At 41.4% G+C, this 16,436-nt stretch carries 10 protein-coding genes and 1 pseudogene; 3 read left to right on the top strand and 8 right to left on the bottom strand.

What is annotated here, in order from left to right; all coding sequences use genetic code 11:
- Positions 1-124: 124 nt before the first annotated feature.
- The 7 genes and pseudogenes from KO530_RS20050 to KO530_RS20020 form a co-directional block, all read right to left on the bottom strand.
- Complete coding sequence (locus KO530_RS20050; protein WP_216050222.1) at positions 125-3,412, bottom strand: FimV/HubP family polar landmark protein; 3,288 nt, start codon at positions 3,410-3,412, stop codon at positions 125-127.
- A gap of 406 nt (positions 3,413-3,818) precedes the next feature.
- Positions 3,819-4,835: an aspartate-semialdehyde dehydrogenase gene (locus KO530_RS20045; protein WP_216050221.1), complete on the bottom strand. Its 1,017-nt coding sequence runs from the start codon at positions 4,833-4,835 to the stop codon at positions 3,819-3,821.
- A 58-nt stretch (positions 4,836-4,893) separates the two neighbouring features.
- Complete coding sequence (locus tag KO530_RS20040; RefSeq protein ID WP_216050220.1) at positions 4,894-6,024, bottom strand: 4-phosphoerythronate dehydrogenase; 1,131 nt, start codon at positions 6,022-6,024, stop codon at positions 4,894-4,896.
- A gap of 8 nt (positions 6,025-6,032) precedes the next feature.
- Positions 6,033-6,482 (bottom strand): DUF3291 domain-containing protein, encoded by a 450-nt coding sequence (locus KO530_RS20035; RefSeq protein ID WP_216050219.1) that lies wholly within the window; start codon positions 6,480-6,482, stop codon positions 6,033-6,035.
- 280 nt (positions 6,483-6,762) lie between these two features.
- Positions 6,763-7,608, bottom strand: coding sequence for a fumarylacetoacetate hydrolase family protein (locus KO530_RS20030; RefSeq protein WP_216050218.1), 846 nt, complete (start codon positions 7,606-7,608; stop codon positions 6,763-6,765).
- Between the two features lie 12 nt (positions 7,609-7,620).
- Positions 7,621-8,382 (bottom strand): annotated as a pseudogene (locus KO530_RS20025) (SDR family NAD(P)-dependent oxidoreductase).
- 109 nt (positions 8,383-8,491) lie between these two features.
- Complete coding sequence (locus KO530_RS20020; protein ID WP_216050217.1) at positions 8,492-12,490, bottom strand: eCIS core domain-containing protein; 3,999 nt, start codon at positions 12,488-12,490, stop codon at positions 8,492-8,494.
- A gap of 240 nt (positions 12,491-12,730) precedes the next feature.
- On the opposite strand from KO530_RS20020, the gene KO530_RS20015 reads away from it, so the two are divergent.
- Together KO530_RS20015 and KO530_RS20010 are read left to right on the top strand one after the other, a co-directional pair.
- Positions 12,731-14,125 carry a M20/M25/M40 family metallo-hydrolase gene (locus KO530_RS20015; protein WP_216050216.1) on the top strand — a complete coding sequence of 465 codons (1,395 nt, stop codon included), beginning with the start codon at positions 12,731-12,733 and terminating at the stop codon, positions 14,123-14,125.
- A 59-nt stretch (positions 14,126-14,184) separates the two neighbouring features.
- A complete protein-coding gene (locus KO530_RS20010) occupies positions 14,185-14,655 on the top strand; it encodes an FKBP-type peptidyl-prolyl cis-trans isomerase (protein WP_216050215.1) in 471 nt (156 codons plus the stop codon).
- A gap of 222 nt (positions 14,656-14,877) precedes the next feature.
- Here KO530_RS20010 and KO530_RS20005 read toward each other — a convergent pair whose 3' ends face one another.
- The gene (locus KO530_RS20005; protein WP_216050214.1) at positions 14,878-15,633 is read right to left on the bottom strand and encodes a class II aldolase/adducin family protein; all 756 of its coding nucleotides are present in this window, start codon (positions 15,631-15,633) and stop codon (positions 14,878-14,880) included.
- A 98-nt stretch (positions 15,634-15,731) separates the two neighbouring features.
- Between KO530_RS20005 and KO530_RS20000 the strand changes: the two genes are divergently transcribed.
- Positions 15,732-16,424: a Crp/Fnr family transcriptional regulator gene (locus tag KO530_RS20000; protein WP_216050213.1), complete on the top strand. Its 693-nt coding sequence runs from the start codon at positions 15,732-15,734 to the stop codon at positions 16,422-16,424.
- Positions 16,425-16,436 lie beyond the last annotated feature (12 nt).

The following is a 16,436-nucleotide window of genomic DNA, read 5'->3' as shown; positions in this document are numbered from 1 at the left end:
AGAACATCGGATAAGTAGCGCTAACAGTACAAAAGAATAATCAACCTTCACCGATTACCGTCGTTGTCTTAATAACCAAAACGGCAGTTCGTCAACAAGGCCAATAATTCACTTGGTGAAGACTTTAAGCAAGTTTTTCCAGTAGCTCTTTAGCTTCCTCTTGCTGTGTTTGGTCTCCTTTTTGTAATACTTCTTCCAACAACTCTTTAGCTGAGTCAATATCGTCAGTTTCCAAATAGGCTTGGGCCAAATCTAACTTAGCACCAATGCCGTTGTCTGAGTCAACATCCACTTCGTCGGCTTCACCAAAACCTTCGTAAGATTCGAAGGCTGCAGCAAGATTAAGTTCCTTGTCAATATCAAGGGTCCCTTCGGCCTCGATACTTTCGTTGATTAAATCATCCACATCTAGAAAATCGTCTTCTGATTTTTCCTCAGTTACTGTTTCTTTGGTTTGCCCTGGCGCATCATCTATATCATTTAGAAGTGCGTCGAAATCCAAACCACTATCAATGTTGGCTAATGGATCTTTATCAACAATCGGTGAATTTTCCGGTGCGTCCATTTCGCTTGAATCAAGACTATCGAGCAACTCATCAAAGCTTGTATTCTCTAGCTCATCAAGGGAGTTCGTTTCTTCTGCATCATCAGAGGACAACCAATCACCTAACCCTGGTAAATCATCTAACTCTACATTTTCACGCTTTTCAGATGGTTGTTTTTCCGTCTGGGTGTCTTGCTCGTCTAGATAGCCTTCATCAAATGCTTTGAGAGCTTCGTCTAAATCGGCATCATCAAAACCATCCGAATCCTCACCCGTCAAACTATCAATATCATCAATACTTGGGATCTCTTCATCAAAACCCGATAATACTTTCTCTATATCGTCATCTTTCTCTGGCGGGATAATCTGCTCTAATTGCATATCATCCAGATCTTCGCTTGCGGAGCTTAAGGTTTCATCATCTAACTCAACATCAAAACTTGTGGCTTCAGATACCACTTCTTGCTCAAATTCATCTAGCGCCTTGTCGAGATCTTCGATGCCGTGATTTTCAGCTTTATTTATGTCGGTATCGCTCTCGCTACTTTGTTCGGCAGTTAAATCTTCTTCAGCGTGCTCTGTCTCTTCAAGGTCTTGTTGTTCTTCTACAACATCTAAAGCTTCCTCGATATCTTGAACTTGTTCGATATCTTGAACTTGTTCGACATCTTGAACTTGCTCTACGTCTTCACTTTTTACATTTATATCTTGTTGAGACTGCTCAACAACAGGCTCTTCAGACTGGCCTTGAGCATCGGTTTCAGGTATGACGGCTTCGTCCGCAGGTTGTTGTTTATCAGCTTCAATTTCGGCTAAAAGTTCGTCTGCAGACAGAGATTCTACACTGCTGTTATCAACACTTTGTTGATTTAGTAAATCGTCGATGTCATCAACATCAACAATATTTTGATTTTCATCGATTTGATTGTCGTTGGATATACCTGCATCTAGGTCTTCTGTAGGTTGAACCTCTGCAGAGGTTTCAATTTCGCTGTCAACATCAGCTTCTGTTTCACTATCTTCGATCGCATCAAACAGCTCATCCGCAATATCAAGCTCTTCACCATTGTCAACATCAACGCTGATATCATCGTCATCTTCAATGATCTCCGACAGTGAATCTAATTCCTGAATTCCCATCTGACTTTCAATCGACTCGTCATCCGCAGGCGTTTCTGGCTGTTCCTCGAGCATCCCGCCCATTTGCTCCAGTTGCTCTATTTCATTGAGCAACTCATCAGTAATATTATCCAGTTGGGCATTCTGTTGATGAATTTCTTTATCAATACTCTGCAGCATTTCCTCATTCATTAAATCTGAGTTATCAGAAATAATTGAATCGCCATCTTCTTCTGCTAGTGGCTGTTCGAGCAATTCATCGATACTGATTTCTGGTTTGTCGGGCTCATCATCAATGTCTGGGGCTGAAATTGAAGGGCTTGATTCCGCATCCAGATCTGCAGCTTTGGAATCTGAATCGATTTGCTCAACGTCGTTTTCTGGCGTATCAATATCTAAATCAGCTATTTCTTCGCTTAACTCGTCATCAGCACTGACATCAAGGTTAGATTCCGACAAATCCAATTCATCATCAGCTAGCACGTCATCGCTTTTTGCTTCTGCTAAACTGTCGCTTTCGCCTAATTCATCACCAATATCAGCAAGTAAGTCTTCTTCTTCATCAAATAAATTATCTAGATCGTCTTCAAGCGGGTTGTCTTCCTTTGCAACATCATCGGTCGACTCTTCTATCACTGGATCTAGACTTTCATCATCCAAATCATCAAAGGCTTCGAAATTGTCGTCACTGTCTGCATCTAAAGACTCTTCTAACTCTTCGGCCAAAACATCATCTAAGAGATCGTCATCGCCAAATAAGTCGTCATCGTCGCTATCATCTAGTTCTTCGCTTAATTCATTGGTTAGGGCATCAGCCAGATCATCCATTTCATCACTTTGCTCCAATATCGCAGCGTGATTTTCATCTAGTATGGCGTCAGTTTCAGCTTCAGTGCGCTTGCGACGAATTAACCACATTGCCAATGCGCCGAGTAAACTAATGGTCAAAAGTACTGAAAGAAAAATTAAAAACAACGGGTCGGTTAGCCAAGCGAAACTATTTTTTTCCAGCTCAGCTTTACGCTGGTTTTCTGCTTCACGGGAAATCGCTAAGAGTTCGTTTTGCAATGCCAGCATCTGGTCCATTTGGACTTGTAATTCTTCATCAACACGCCCACGCAAACTGCTAATTTCGGTATCGACTGTATCTAAACGCTCAACTAGTTTGCGGTTTTCATTAAGTAAGCTTTGCACGCTTTCAATTGATTCGGCAAATTGCTGCCGAATTGCCGTAAACTGGCGATTTTGTTCCGCATCAAGAGCACTTAATTTATCTTCTATAACCTGTTTGGTTTCCGATAAGTCATCTTTACTGGCTGCTTCTTTTGAACTTCGAACCACGACTTTATCGGTTTCACCTTTGCTGAAAGCTTGCCATGCGCTATCGTCTTGCTCGGCTTTCATCTGAGCAACTTTAGGGTCTATTCTCGCCACATAACGTTCAGAAGGGAGTTGCAGGATACTGCCATCAACTAGGTGGTTGAAGTTTTGATCTTCAAAGGCATCAGGGTTGAGCTGATAAATCGCCTGCATAACTTGGTATACAGAAAGGTTCTTATTCTGACGGTACCTACTGGCGATTCGCCATAACGTATCTTCAGGTACCACTGGACCATAGGTAGTTCCAGAGAGCTCTGCAGTGTTACTTTTGGGCCCTCTAATTTGTAATTGTTGGGCATCAGTAGTGGCGCTAATAGACCAAAGTCCTACGCTGGCAAATAGTAAAAACGCTACCTGTCGCACATTCATATAATTAAGTCGTCGCCCTGTAATAATTATTATTTTTTGCTCACCTAGATGTGAACAATTCCATAAAAACTAATTGTGAAGTTTTATCTCTAATCAACCTTTATTACTGTGCAGTTAAAATTAGAGCTCTATAAAATGAGTATCAAGCAAAACTCATTCCATACTAAGTTGATTCAAAAATAGTGATCAATAAATATCGATTAATACAAATATAAACCACATAAGATGGATGATCTACATAGATAGAAAATTAAGCGCCATATCGCTGTTTTTTGCTGTTTTAACAACCCAAACTTGCCATTTTTCAAGATACTTACTTTTGGTTATCGGCATAGCGGTTGATTACTAAAAATAAATCAAAAAAAAGGCCAGACGTCAGTCTGACCTTTCATCAATATTAATCTTATTACATGTAATCTCGGACAAGCACTTCGGCTATCTGAACACTGTTTAATGCAGCGCCTTTTCTTACGTTGTCAGACACTACCCACATGTTTAAGCCATTTGGATGAGAGATATCGTTTCTTACTCGACCAACGAATGTTTCATCATGGCCACTAGCATCGCCAACTTGAGTTGGGAAGTCTTCTGGATTCTCCATCAATTTCACACCAGGCGCTTCAGCTAATAGTCTTTTAGCATCTTCAGCATCCAAAGGTGAATGGGTTTCTAAATGTATAGCTTCACCATGACCAAAGAATACAGGTACTCGTACCGCAGTTGCGTTGACCAAAATAGAATCATCGCCCATTATTTTTTGCGTTTCCCAGACCATTTTCATTTCTTCTTTGGTGTAGTCATTGTCCATGAATACATCAATTTGAGGGATTACATTAAATGCGATTTGACGACTAAAGGCTTTAGGTGTTATTTCTCTGCCGCTTAGCAGATCGGTAGTTTGTTTAGCTAATTCTTCCATAGCTGACTTACCGGCACCAGAAACAGATTGATAAGTGGCCACGTTAATACGAGCTATGCCAACGGCATCTTGAATTGGCTTTAATGCCACCATCATTTGAATAGTTGAACAATTAGGATTAGCAATAATATTGCGGTTTCTAAAATCGGCCAATGCATGAGGGTTCACTTCAGGTACTACCAATGGAATATCGGGTTCGTAGCGAAAATGCGACGTGTTGTCGATAACCACACAGCCAGCTTCAGCCGCTTTAGGTGCAAAAATTTCGGAAACACTGCCACCAGCAGAGAAGAAACCAAGTTGAACACTCGACCAGTCGAATGTATCTGCATCTAACACGGTAATCTCTTTGCCCTTGAAGGTCACTTTACCACCCGCGGAGCGACTGCTCGCCAATGGATACAATTTATTAACCGGAAAATCTCGTTGTTCGAGAATTTCAATCATGTGTTGACCAACTAAACCAGTTGCCCCTAAAACAGCAACATCAAAAGCGCGAGACATTAGTGCATTACTCCAAAAAATATAATCAAATTAAGCGAATCGTGAACAAACACGCAGCTTACTCTTCAATGGTATTAAAACCAAGGCCGTAGAGTGCCTCGGAAATGTCTAAATTTCCAGTTTTTAAGGTTACAGATGCAAATTCTCTTCTTATAGCATAGTGTTTTCGGCTATAAACGAAGTCTGCGGCTGATTTGACACCTTGTTTGAACGAGTCACTATCCATTTTAACATCGTAAGTGCTAAGAATTGCAGCGCTGACTTGCTCAAATTTGGTTTTATCACAAAGGTCTCTAATTTCAATCGTTTCAGCCGCTGGCAGACAACTTTCAAAATTTAATTTTTGCGGTAGGTCAAATCGTTTACACAACTGTTCATACAGCATGTAGGTACCTCTGGCTTTACCTTCAATAGTATGTCCAGCAATGTGGGCTGTAGCAATGCGGCTGTAGGGAACCAAGTCAAAATCAATCCCCGGTTCATTTTCCCATACATCCATATTTAGACGTAAGCCTTTACCACTTTGTAATAGGCTTTTTGCGGCTTGGTTATCAATGACCTCACCACGACAAGCATTGATTAATAATTGAGAGTCTTGTAACTCGGACAAGCGCTTAAGATCAAACATGTGATGGGTTACATCGTCTCCTTCAGCAACAAAAGGAACGTGCAGGCTGATAATGTCACATTGACAAATCTCATCGAAGGAATAAAAACGTCTAGTATCCCCTGCTTTTTGTAATGGAGGGTCACATAACTTAGTGTTTATACCCAGCACTTGTAAACGTTTATCTAACTGCGTGCCTACATGCCCCGCCCCAACGATACCAACCGTTTTATCAGCCAAAGCGGTTAGGTTATCTGCATATTCGTTTACCAAACAACTCAATACATATTCGGCCACAGCGATTGCATTGCAACCTGCTGCACTGCCCCAAGGTATCGATTTTTCAGCCAACATGGTTTTGTTAATATGATCAGAACCCGCTGTTGCAGTGGCCACATATTTCAGTTTTTGTGCTTTGCTGAGTAATTGCTCGGTTACTTTAGTTGTTGAGCGAACAAGTAAAACGTCAATATCCTTAAGATCTTCTGGTGTTAAGGTTTGACTTGAGAATGACTGAATATCACCAAGGGGTGAGAAAAAGTGCTCGGCATAGGGCATCGAGTCTTCGTATAAAATTTTCATGACTAGCATTATTCCGTTGGTTTAGGAAAAATCTTTGAAAAAGTAAAAGCGGAGGAACTAATGCCCTGCTCTCGCAATTGAGTTAAACGCGCTAACGCTTCTGGAATTTCAGGTAAATGACCAGCTGGAATCCACCACAGCACATAGGTATCTGAGCGTTCAGGCTGAAACCACTTTTTACGCTGCTTAAGGAAATCCATATGATGAGTTTTAAACATAAAATCTTGTAAACTCTCTACATCTTCCCAAACGGATAAATTGACCAACATATTTGGATCATCAAAATAATGTATATTCGTCGCATTACCACTATCATCTTTTAACCGCCAAACGAATCCAGCGGATTGCTCTGCTAACAAATTGATAGGCTCAAGACCATCGGCAAACTCTTTCATCACTGTGCTGTCCATGCTGTCTCGAGCTTTACCGATATTCAGTTGGGCTAAGTGATAAGGCATGATTTTTCCAGATAATTATTTATCGAATAGTTTATACCTTTGATAGGGTAAAATCACTACTTGCTAACTAAAGTGGTTATATACAGTTTTTATGTAGAGACTAAAGGTATTTTTGATCGTTACACTGGAGCGAAGTGCCATCTGCGCCAAACAAGTTTAACGCAGATGCAAGTACGGAAAACCCTCACATCAAGATGTTCAGCAAGAGTTCAGTTTTAAGATTTATTAAATATTCTCGGTTTCGCTTTTTTTAGCCTGCTTTTTCAAGTTCAGACATTAACTAGTTGCACTCAATAACCGTTTGCGATTGCTTTCCCAGGCCTTCAATTCCCAGTGTAATCTTGTCGCCTACATTTAAATATAATGGTGGATTTTGCCCCAGACCAACTCCTGGAGGTGTGCCTGTTGAAATAACATCACCTGGCTCTAATGTGCAAAACTGACTAAGATAGCTGACGATAAAAGCGGGTTTAAAAATCATCGTTTTAGTATTACCGTCTTGGAAACGTTTTCCATTTACCTCAAGCCACATAGCTAAGTTATGTGGATCGGTAACATCATCGCTGGTAACCAAATAAGGGCCAATAGGACCAAATGAATCACAGCCTTTTCCTTTATCCCACTGATTGCCACGTTCTAGCTGGAACGTTCTTTCAGAAACGTCATTACAGATACAATAACCGGCAATATGATCTGCTGCTTCGCTTTCAGGTACGTAGGACGCTTTCTTACCAATTACGATAGCTAGCTCAACTTCCCAGTCTAATTTATCACTATTTTTAGGTTTGATGATGTCATCATTTGGGCCCGTTATAGCGCTAGTAAATTTTGAAAATACTTCTGGTTCTGTGGGAATCGGCATTTTAGATTCAGCGGCATGATCTGCATAGTTAAGACCGATGCAAATAAACTTACCAACCCGGTTGACACAAGCCCCCAGACGCACATCAGAATTAGCTTTAGGTAAAGTGGTTAAATCAACTTTTCTGATTTTTTCTAACATTTCAGGTTGTAGAGTCGCTCCATCAATATCATCTACGACAGATGACAAGTCACGAATTTCATTGTTGGTATCTAAAATTCCTGGCGCTTCTTGCCCTTTAAGACCAAATCGCAATAATTTCATTATTAATTCCTGTTAGTTGTTAATAGTGACAAAACCACCGTCTATTGGAAAATTACTTCCAGTGATAAAGCTGGCATCATCTGAACATAAATACTTTACCAATTGGGCAATTTCCACGGGCTTAGCCATCCGACCTATTGGCTGAGTTTTAGATAGTTTCTGAAACATTTCCTGTTTGTTTTCTGGATAATTCTTTTCTAAATAGTTATCAACAAATGGAGTATGCACACGTGCAGGGGCTACACAGTTACAACGAATGCCCTCTTCAACATAGTCTTTAGCAATCGAGTAAGTCATGGTTAACACTGCGCCTTTACTCATTGAATATGCAAACCTATCTGGAATACCTACACTCGAGGCAATAGACGCCATATTAACAATGACACCTGACTGCTGTTTTTTCATCTGAGAAATGGTTGCGAATGCACAATTGTATACACCTTTAACATTCACCTGATACACTTTGTCTAATTCACTTTCAGTAGTTTCTTCTAAGGTCCCAATTGAGCCAATACCTGCATTATTGACCAACACATCAATGCTGCCGTATTGCTGGGCTACTTGCTCAAAAGCGTGTTTGACCTGTTTGTGGTCTGAAACATCTAATGCTATGGCGTGTGCGTCTCCCCCCTCCGATAGAATTTCCTGGGCAACCTCCTCACTCGCAGACGCTTATAAATCAACCACTATGACTTTATGACCATCTGCTGCCAAGGCCTTACAAACGGCCAAACCAATACCACTTCCTCCACCTGTGACGATGGATATTTTCATTTCAATTTTGACTTTAGCACTTTTGATATCAAACTCGGTGTCGAAAATAGCTTATTTAACGATAGCTTCAGGATCTCAATTAGCCGCAAATTGGGTTAGAGGTCGTTAGTTAATTTGGCTGAAAAAAGTTAGGATGTGAAGGATCTGTATATCGAGTTAAGTCAATTGGTGATAAATAAGGTGTGCCATCTGGCAGCGTTGTACTAATATCAAGACGCGAAACGTCAATTGTCGCACCTTGCAGATTAGCACCGGTTAAATCTGCACCACGTAAATCTGTGTAGCTCAAATCAACATTGTAAAAATCTGAATGCCTTAACTGCGCGTCCCTTAAACTCACCCCATCCATTGAAACATGTCGAAAACTACGACGATCCAGAACTAAACCGCCTAACTCTCCTCCAGCAAGCTCTACTAAATCAATATCATGTAATTGGCCTGCTCCAGTTAAATCATCCGCGTATCCGACACTGGGTAAATCAGGTAAATGGCCTAAATTAAAGTGTTCAGCCAAGGCCCCGAACTGACTATCTACATCTAACTCAATTCCTTCAATACCAATATTTCGTCCTCCCCTATGGATATGTGAAGAACTTCTAATTTCAGTTTGAGGTATCGTAATGCTGGCTTCGAACATAGGTCGTAATTCAGTCAATCCGCCACCAGCCATTTCTTCTACCATTTCAACACGATAAGTAATGCGCTCCAATACGTCAAAACCGTTATGAGGAGTCAAACTTAAATCGAGATGAACACGGAATCGAGTGCCAGGTGCACGCATTTGATGTAGCTCACGAATTAATCTTTCGATACCTTGATTTTGGTAAATTTGATTAACCACTTCAGGGCCGTAGGCGATGCCTGTGCGCAACTCAATCCCAAACCCAGCTCCAGAAGCATGTAGTCGCTCAGCAAACATATCACTCAATAGTCGAGATAATTGATTCATAGGATCATTAGCAGCCAAATCTGCTCGACGGCCTAACTCAGCCGCATGAGAGGCTAATTCCGTTGCATCAACATCGCCTCTCATTACAGCCGCCTGAGCTTGTATAGCTGCCTCATCTGCTTGTTGCCGAATAGACAAAGCAAAATCACTGGCATCATCGCTCAAACCGGCTATTTCTGAACGCGTAGGAAGTATGGATTCATACCCCTGCCGATTCACACCATCGCCAATTAGAATATTAGTATTTGCAGAGCCAAGCTGTTGTGTCTCATCAATAAGGCGCCCACTGGCGCCTGTGTCTATTCGACGAGTTGGTCCCATTGAAACTCGATAACCACGGGCTTGTGCTTCGAACATATTCATTTGTTGATAAGAGCCAAGGGTGTCCCAGTGAACAGATTCGAATAAGTGAAAAACACGCCTATCACCGGCCGTATTTAAGTTAATACGCACTTGTGTCTGCAACAGTTGACGCAGCAAACCTTCTTCGGTGCCAGCAATAACAGTTACCATCCGTTGAAACATTTCAGAGTTAAAATCACCACTGGCAACGACATCAGACAAAGACTGCAAAACTCTATCAGACAATTCAGGTGCTAATTCTCTGGCTAGTAACCTATCTAGATCTGCACTATCAGATAAAGCCGCACGTATTGGCCGAGCACGCTGTTGTTTGAGTTCAGCAACTAAATCACCGGCCTGTTGCCGCCAAGCTGGACTTTCAGGTGCCCTACGCGCTGCGGATTCAACAGCATCTAAGCGAGCCAATAAACCACTATGCTCCGCTAACTCTTGACGATAAAAAGACCGAATAAGTGTACATTGATCACTACAGCGAATGAGCATGCCGTTGCCAGCAGCTTTTAAATGATGCGCACCATTTTCTATTTCACTGATTAAACGTGCTTGCTCAATCAAATCATCAGTCCCGTTTCGCAGACTCGACGTGACCTCGTCAATTTGTGACTGAACCCGGTGTAACGCCGATTGTGCATTCTGAGATTGAGTCACCTTCTGGCGGATACCGCGAGCGATACTTTCAGCCATAGCTCGGGTTGCATCACCTCCAGGCTCAGCACTGGCTGATTGCTCAACAAGTTCGATAATTCTATTTTCCATTACATCTAGTGCTTCATCAGACGCACTATTCATCGCCCGTCGAATACTCGATGCAGCTCCACGAAATACTTGCCTAGCGGCAGGAAGCTCAAGACCCGCGCCGACAATATCAACGGCCACCCATAGTAACGACGGATCAGCTGCTGATACGGCTTGGGCTTTTTCGAAATGACTACCAGAGGCGGCGACATCCAATTGATATTGATCTAGACTACGAAGGGCGATCGCTGTATTAACCGCTAAACTAGCCCCTGCCCCCACAACTGCAATACCTGCAACTAAGCTACTGCCGCCAGTAGGAATCGCAGCAAGCAATCCAAAACCCAAGGCGAGCACCCCAAGTGCCATGTCTATAAAAGCTTGGTCTTCTTCAGTTTGGGCGCGCATAGCGTTGACCAATTCAGATTGTAGTCCACCATCTTCATAACCAAGTTCACGTTTTGTCCAATCAATAATACGGGGCAACTCCCAAATAACATCATTGTCATCAAGTATGCGCTCTCTCGTTTCAGCTATATTTTCAAGGGTCTCAAATATCGTTTCGCCAACTTGTTGGGCCACTGGTGACATCATGCTATCTAAGGGAATATCATCATTTGATGCAATCGCCCTTAATGCATTGTCATTGCCGTAACCTGGTTCTGCATAAGCGGCTAGAATAGGAAAGTTCTGTTGGTGGACAGATTGTAGAGCATTAAGTACTTCTTGTTGTTCACTAATTTGCCTCCCCAAAGCCTCATGTCGGTCAGGATTGCGAATCATGTCATACACGATTCTTCCACCTATTGCATTCCCCCCAGTACCATGCTGCTCTAAACTTCCTCGCTCAGCCGATAAGCGATTAATGTGTGCCCGGCGGTCTGATAACTGCGATGCGGCTAATCTAAGCGCTTGGGTTTCAGGTGAGTCAACCATAATGCTTAAAGAAACGGGGTTTTGAGTAACATTGACTAGACCATAGCGTATCCGTTCATTATTCACATTGATTTTGCTGAGCTCTAGAATGTTGAGGACGAATTCAACAGCAGCACGTCTGAACTGATTTAAAAAGTTCTGTACTACCGGTAATTGCATGTCAGTAATAGCCAATCCTGCTTCATAACTTTTCCGAAAAAGAGTGATATGGAGATTAACCATTTGCGGGAAACGCTCGCCAAAGCTAGACCAGAGACGCTCTAACGCATTTTCTTCTGAAGGTGTGACCCACCAAGTATTAAGTAATTGCTTTATCGCCGCTATTTTGCGTTCATCGTCCCAAGCAGAAATATCAGTTGCAATGACTTCAATGGCTAACGATTGTGGTGGGGCATTAAAATTTAAATAGTCATCAGATATCCGTTGAATTCTATTTGTGTATCTGCTTTGTTGAACCGTATGGGTTGCCTCATGTGCAATGAGGCCTAAATCAGTTGAGCTTTGTTGCGCTCCTAAATAGATATTATTTTTAAGGGTAAACGCTTTTGCATTGATTGAGGCTGCCATTTGATGGCTTTTTGAATCGGAATGCACCCTCACCTGACTTAAATCAGCTCCAATAACCGGTTCAATTTTATCTTTAATCTCTTTGTTAATTGGCCTACCTGGAGATTTAGAGTTGTGAGTCTTCAGTTGACTTTCAATATTAGTGTGCATATTGACTGGATCTGTCGCGGTATTTTTTAAACTAGTTTGTACAGGTTTAGCAAGTACCTTGCTCGGCATAATTGCATCGTGACTACCAGAGATTACTTTTTCAGCAACTAAATCAGCTTGTTGTTCAAAGTGGTCATTAGGCATACCAATATTGAGCTTAGGTTGCATAAAAGAATCAATAGGATCATCGCAGGGTGTTTGGGAGCTCGCACAACCGTTGCATTTCCTTTGTATGTATTGGCTCGCGCTACTTGCTGCAGACATCGTCAGTTGCTGCCAATGTTGATTCAGTTCAGGAGGTTTTTGTTCTGCTATTTTAGATAGCGCAGAATTCGCTCGAGCGTTTTTAGTTTCGCCCGCAGTGGAGTCTTTGCTTGATTTTGTGGCATGATGCCGACCGTTCATCATATCTATTATTAGTAGGTCTAGAATGGACCTATATCCCTCAGTTATAACCTAATCAGAATCCTGCCAATGTTAAAATGAGTATAGGAATAAATACTAAAATCGTCTAGAAAAGCCGTTTAAATATACTCCTGATAGCAATTAAATAGAGTCCAGTATAAATAAAGTTAAAGGGATGAATGCATTTACCCTTCGTTGCCGTTAATCTAGACGACCTACTTAATTTAAATAAAGAGCTAACCAATGAAAAATGCTTTAGTATTTTGCATCTTGCTAATATCGACCGCATCGGCACTGGCAAACGATTTAAAAAATTCCGAACATGCGAAGAAATCTTTGGAAATTTATAGAACGATTATCGGTATCCCCACGGTAGCCGGCAAAGGAAATGTGCCCAAAATGGCGGCATATTTGGCAAGTGAATTTAAAGCGGTAGGGTTTAGTAACGACGACATTCAGATTATTCCTAGCGGAGAAACGGCTTCCTTAATTGTGCGTTATCCAACAAATGGTTTAAGTGACAAGGAGCCTATTTTGTTGTTAGGTCACATGGATGTAGTAGAAGCCTTGGCAAAAGATTGGCAACGACCACCATTTGAACTGACCCAAGATGACAAAAACTTTTATGGACGGGGTAGCATTGATAATAAGTTTGGGATTGCCATGCTTTCATCAACGTTTATACGTTTAAAAAAGCAAGGGTTTGTTCCTAATAGAGAACTCTATCTGGTTTTTTCGGGTGATGAAGAAACTGGCATGGTCACAACCCGTATGTTAGCCAATGAACGTCCTGAATTAGCAACGGCTGAATTCGCATTAAATTCGGATGCCGGTGGTGGTGACTTGGATGAAAATGGTAATGCCATCGCGTATCTTGTTCAGGCTGCAGAAAAAACTTACGTGAGCTTTGAGCTGACATTGCGCAATAAAGGTGGGCACAGTTCAAGACCACGCACTGATAATGCAATTTACGAACTATCTAGCGCCTTACTAAATATCAAAGACTACCACTTTCCTGTCATGTGGAGTGATATGACCCGTAAGTTTTTTAAAGTCTCAGGGCATCAATTTGGCGGCGAATTGGGTGAGGCGATGATCGCTTTTGCTAAAGATCCTACCGATAAGCAAGCCTCTGACCGCTTACAGATAGAATCATCTTATGTAGGTACAACACGTACCACATGCGTTGCGACTATGTTAAATGCTGGACACGCTGAAAATGCCCTACCTCAATCCGCAACTGCAACTGTGAATTGTCGCGTTTTCCCTGGGGTTTCCGTAGAAAAAATTAAACAAACCTTACAAAAAGTGGTCGATAACGATGAAATTGAGATTGTCACGCTAGATGAACCGGTTGAAAGCCCCATTTCCGAGTTACGAGAAGACGTAATGTCTGCCATTGCCAAAGCCGTACATCTAAGGTATCCCAACCTAGATATCATCGCTTATATGGAATCAGGCGGCACCGATGGTAAGCATTTTCGTAAAGCTGGGATTCCAACATGGGCGATATCCAGTGCATTTATCAATCCAGACGACATGTATGCCCATGGCCTTAATGAACGGCTGCCCATCAAAGCATTTTATGATGGATTAGATCATTGGAGTATTATTCTGAAGGAATTGGCGGGCAACTAACTTAGAAAAAAACCTTGTTAGGCATTTACATTAATTAATCAAAATAAATAGGAAAAGTGATGAAATTTATTGTTTTAGCTGTGGTCATTGCAATAGCAATATTCTACTTCAATAGAAATTCAAATAATAAAAAGTTAGCAATTGAAAATATTGCTGTGGGAAAAGAATTTTTGGTTAACAACAAAACTAACCAAGATGTTGTGGAAACAGCCTCAGGGCTGCAATATCAAATATTGCAAAAAGGTAATGGTGACGAACATCCAAAAGCCAACTCAACTGTTAAAGTACACTACCACGGCATGTTAATAGATGGCAGTGTGTTTGATAGCTCAGTTGACCGAGGCGAACCTATCAGTTTTCCATTGAACCAAGTTATTCCAGGTTGGACCGAGGGTGTTCAATTGATGGTGGTTGGAGATAAGTTTAAGTTTTTCATACCTGCTGATTTAGCCTATGGTGACCGTGCTACCGGAAAAATAACACCGGGCTCTTTGCTCATTTTCGAAGTGGAACTGTTAGAAATACAATAATCATTCTGACATACATATTCACCAACTGTAGCAAATATAAAATAAGGTTTTTCAATACCTGAAAAACCTCATTATTTCTGCGTTCCTGATATCGGTAAACACTACTCACCCAATTAAAACATGCCTGTCCATGCTAATTCACTACTCACCGAAATAAAACATGCCTGTCCATGCTAATTCAATGCCTGTCCACGATGAGCTGACTTAGACCACGGGTTCTATTTACTGATCGTAACCAGGGCTAACTTTGTCTAATTTGCGCAAAATTCCTGGCCATGCCAAAGCACCACCAACGGAACGTGTGACTTGTTTCGCCTGAGCTTGAATACCATCTAAAATGGGATCTGGAATTTTAATCAATGGCTGTCCTGTTGCCTGTGCCTGTAGTTGAATTTCACAGGAGCGTTGCAACAAAAACATATACAAAAACGTGTCAGCTACGGTTTCACCACAAGTTAATAAACCATGATTGCGCAAAATCATAAAGTTTTTATCAGCCAAATCAGTAACTAGGCGTATTTTCTCATCGGGATTAAGGGCAACCCCTTCATAATCATGATAAGCCAATGAAGACAGAGGGAATAAGGATTGCTGGCTATAAGCCTGTAGTCCACCTTCAAGGGTTGAAAGCGCAACGCCAGCAGTGGTATGCAAATGCATTACACATAAAGCGTCTTCTCTGGCCTCATGCACTGCAGAGTGAATCGTAAATCCAGCAGGATTAATATTATACGGCGAGTCCATCACTATCTTTCCTTGCAGATCAACTTTGACTAAGTTGGAAGCTGTCACCTCGTCAAACATTAAGCCATACGGATTAATTAAAAAATGGTGCTCTGGTCCAGGTACACGGGCGGAAATATGGGTAAACACCAAATCATCCCAACCATAATGGGCGACGATACGATAACACGCGGCTAAATTAACGCGCATTTGCCACTCTTGCTCACTTACTAATTCTTGAACTTTGGAATCCACTTTTACGCTCCGATATTACATTTTAATAACATTTGTACACTCTAAGGTATATTTACAGGTTAGACTGTCGTCTATTTGACAGTTTCAATGAAATAGCAATGGATAATTCAGAGATAGAGTATCTTTTCAAACACAACAATTGGCTCGATCAGTTGCCTATTGATGTCATTCAAGCATTAATTTCAGTGAGTAAAATAAAGATGCTCAGCAAAGGGCAAATATTGCATGCTAAAGGCGATAGTGCAGACGGAATTTATTGTATTCTGAAAGGAAAAATTCGAGTTAGTAACGTCAATTCACAGGGTAAGGAAATGGTTCTCACTTGGCTGGAAAGTGGGACTTGGTTTGGTGAAATATCGATGTTTGACGATTTGCCTAGAAGCCATGACGCCCATGCGGATGAAACCACCAGCTTGCTGATGATCCCCAAACTAACATTTCAGAATTTACTGCAAAATAAACCACACTTCTATCCGCATTTTATGCGTATGTTGTGTCAACGTATCAGAGTCACGTTTAATCTAATCGACGAAACTGGCGGTTTATCTTTATTGGGACAATTGGCGCGCCGAATTATATTACTGGCCAACGGACTCCATAACAGCAACCAAAATCAAAAAAGCAAACGGATCGCTATATCGCAAGAATCATTGGCACATATGATTAATAGTTCGCGGCAAACAGTAAATAAACTATTGAATGAGTTGAATCAAAAGAAAATTGTCAAAGTTGACTACGGGACAATAGAAATTATAAATATGCAGGGGTTAGAAAGACTGTGTGAAATATAATGAGCAAGGTTA

The organism is Aliiglaciecola lipolytica, from assembly GCF_018860635.1.
GTDB lineage: Bacteria > Pseudomonadota > Gammaproteobacteria > Enterobacterales > Alteromonadaceae > Aliiglaciecola > Aliiglaciecola lipolytica_A.
This window is presented reverse-complemented; position numbering and strand designations above follow the sequence as displayed.

Coding starts and splice junctions, on each gene's coding strand:
- KO530_RS20050 (WP_216050222.1), bottom strand. CDS start 3,412: ATGAATGTGCGACAGGTAGCGTTTTTACTATTTGCCAGCGTAGGACTT.
- KO530_RS20015 (WP_216050216.1), top strand. CDS start 12,731: ATGAAAAATGCTTTAGTATTTTGCATCTTGCTAATATCGACCGCATCG.
- KO530_RS20020 (WP_216050217.1), bottom strand. CDS start 12,490: ATGATGAACGGTCGGCATCATGCCACAAAATCAAGCAAAGACTCCACT.
- KO530_RS20035 (WP_216050219.1), bottom strand. CDS start 6,482: ATGCCTTATCACTTAGCCCAACTGAATATCGGTAAAGCTCGAGACAGC.
- KO530_RS20040 (WP_216050220.1), bottom strand. CDS start 6,024: ATGAAAATTTTATACGAAGACTCGATGCCCTATGCCGAGCACTTTTTC.
- KO530_RS20045 (WP_216050221.1), bottom strand. CDS start 4,835: ATGTCTCGCGCTTTTGATGTTGCTGTTTTAGGGGCAACTGGTTTAGTT.
- KO530_RS20000 (WP_216050213.1), top strand. CDS start 15,732: ATGGATAATTCAGAGATAGAGTATCTTTTCAAACACAACAATTGGCTC.
- KO530_RS20010 (WP_216050215.1), top strand. CDS start 14,185: ATGAAATTTATTGTTTTAGCTGTGGTCATTGCAATAGCAATATTCTAC.
- KO530_RS20030 (WP_216050218.1), bottom strand. CDS start 7,608: ATGAAATTATTGCGATTTGGTCTTAAAGGGCAAGAAGCGCCAGGAATT.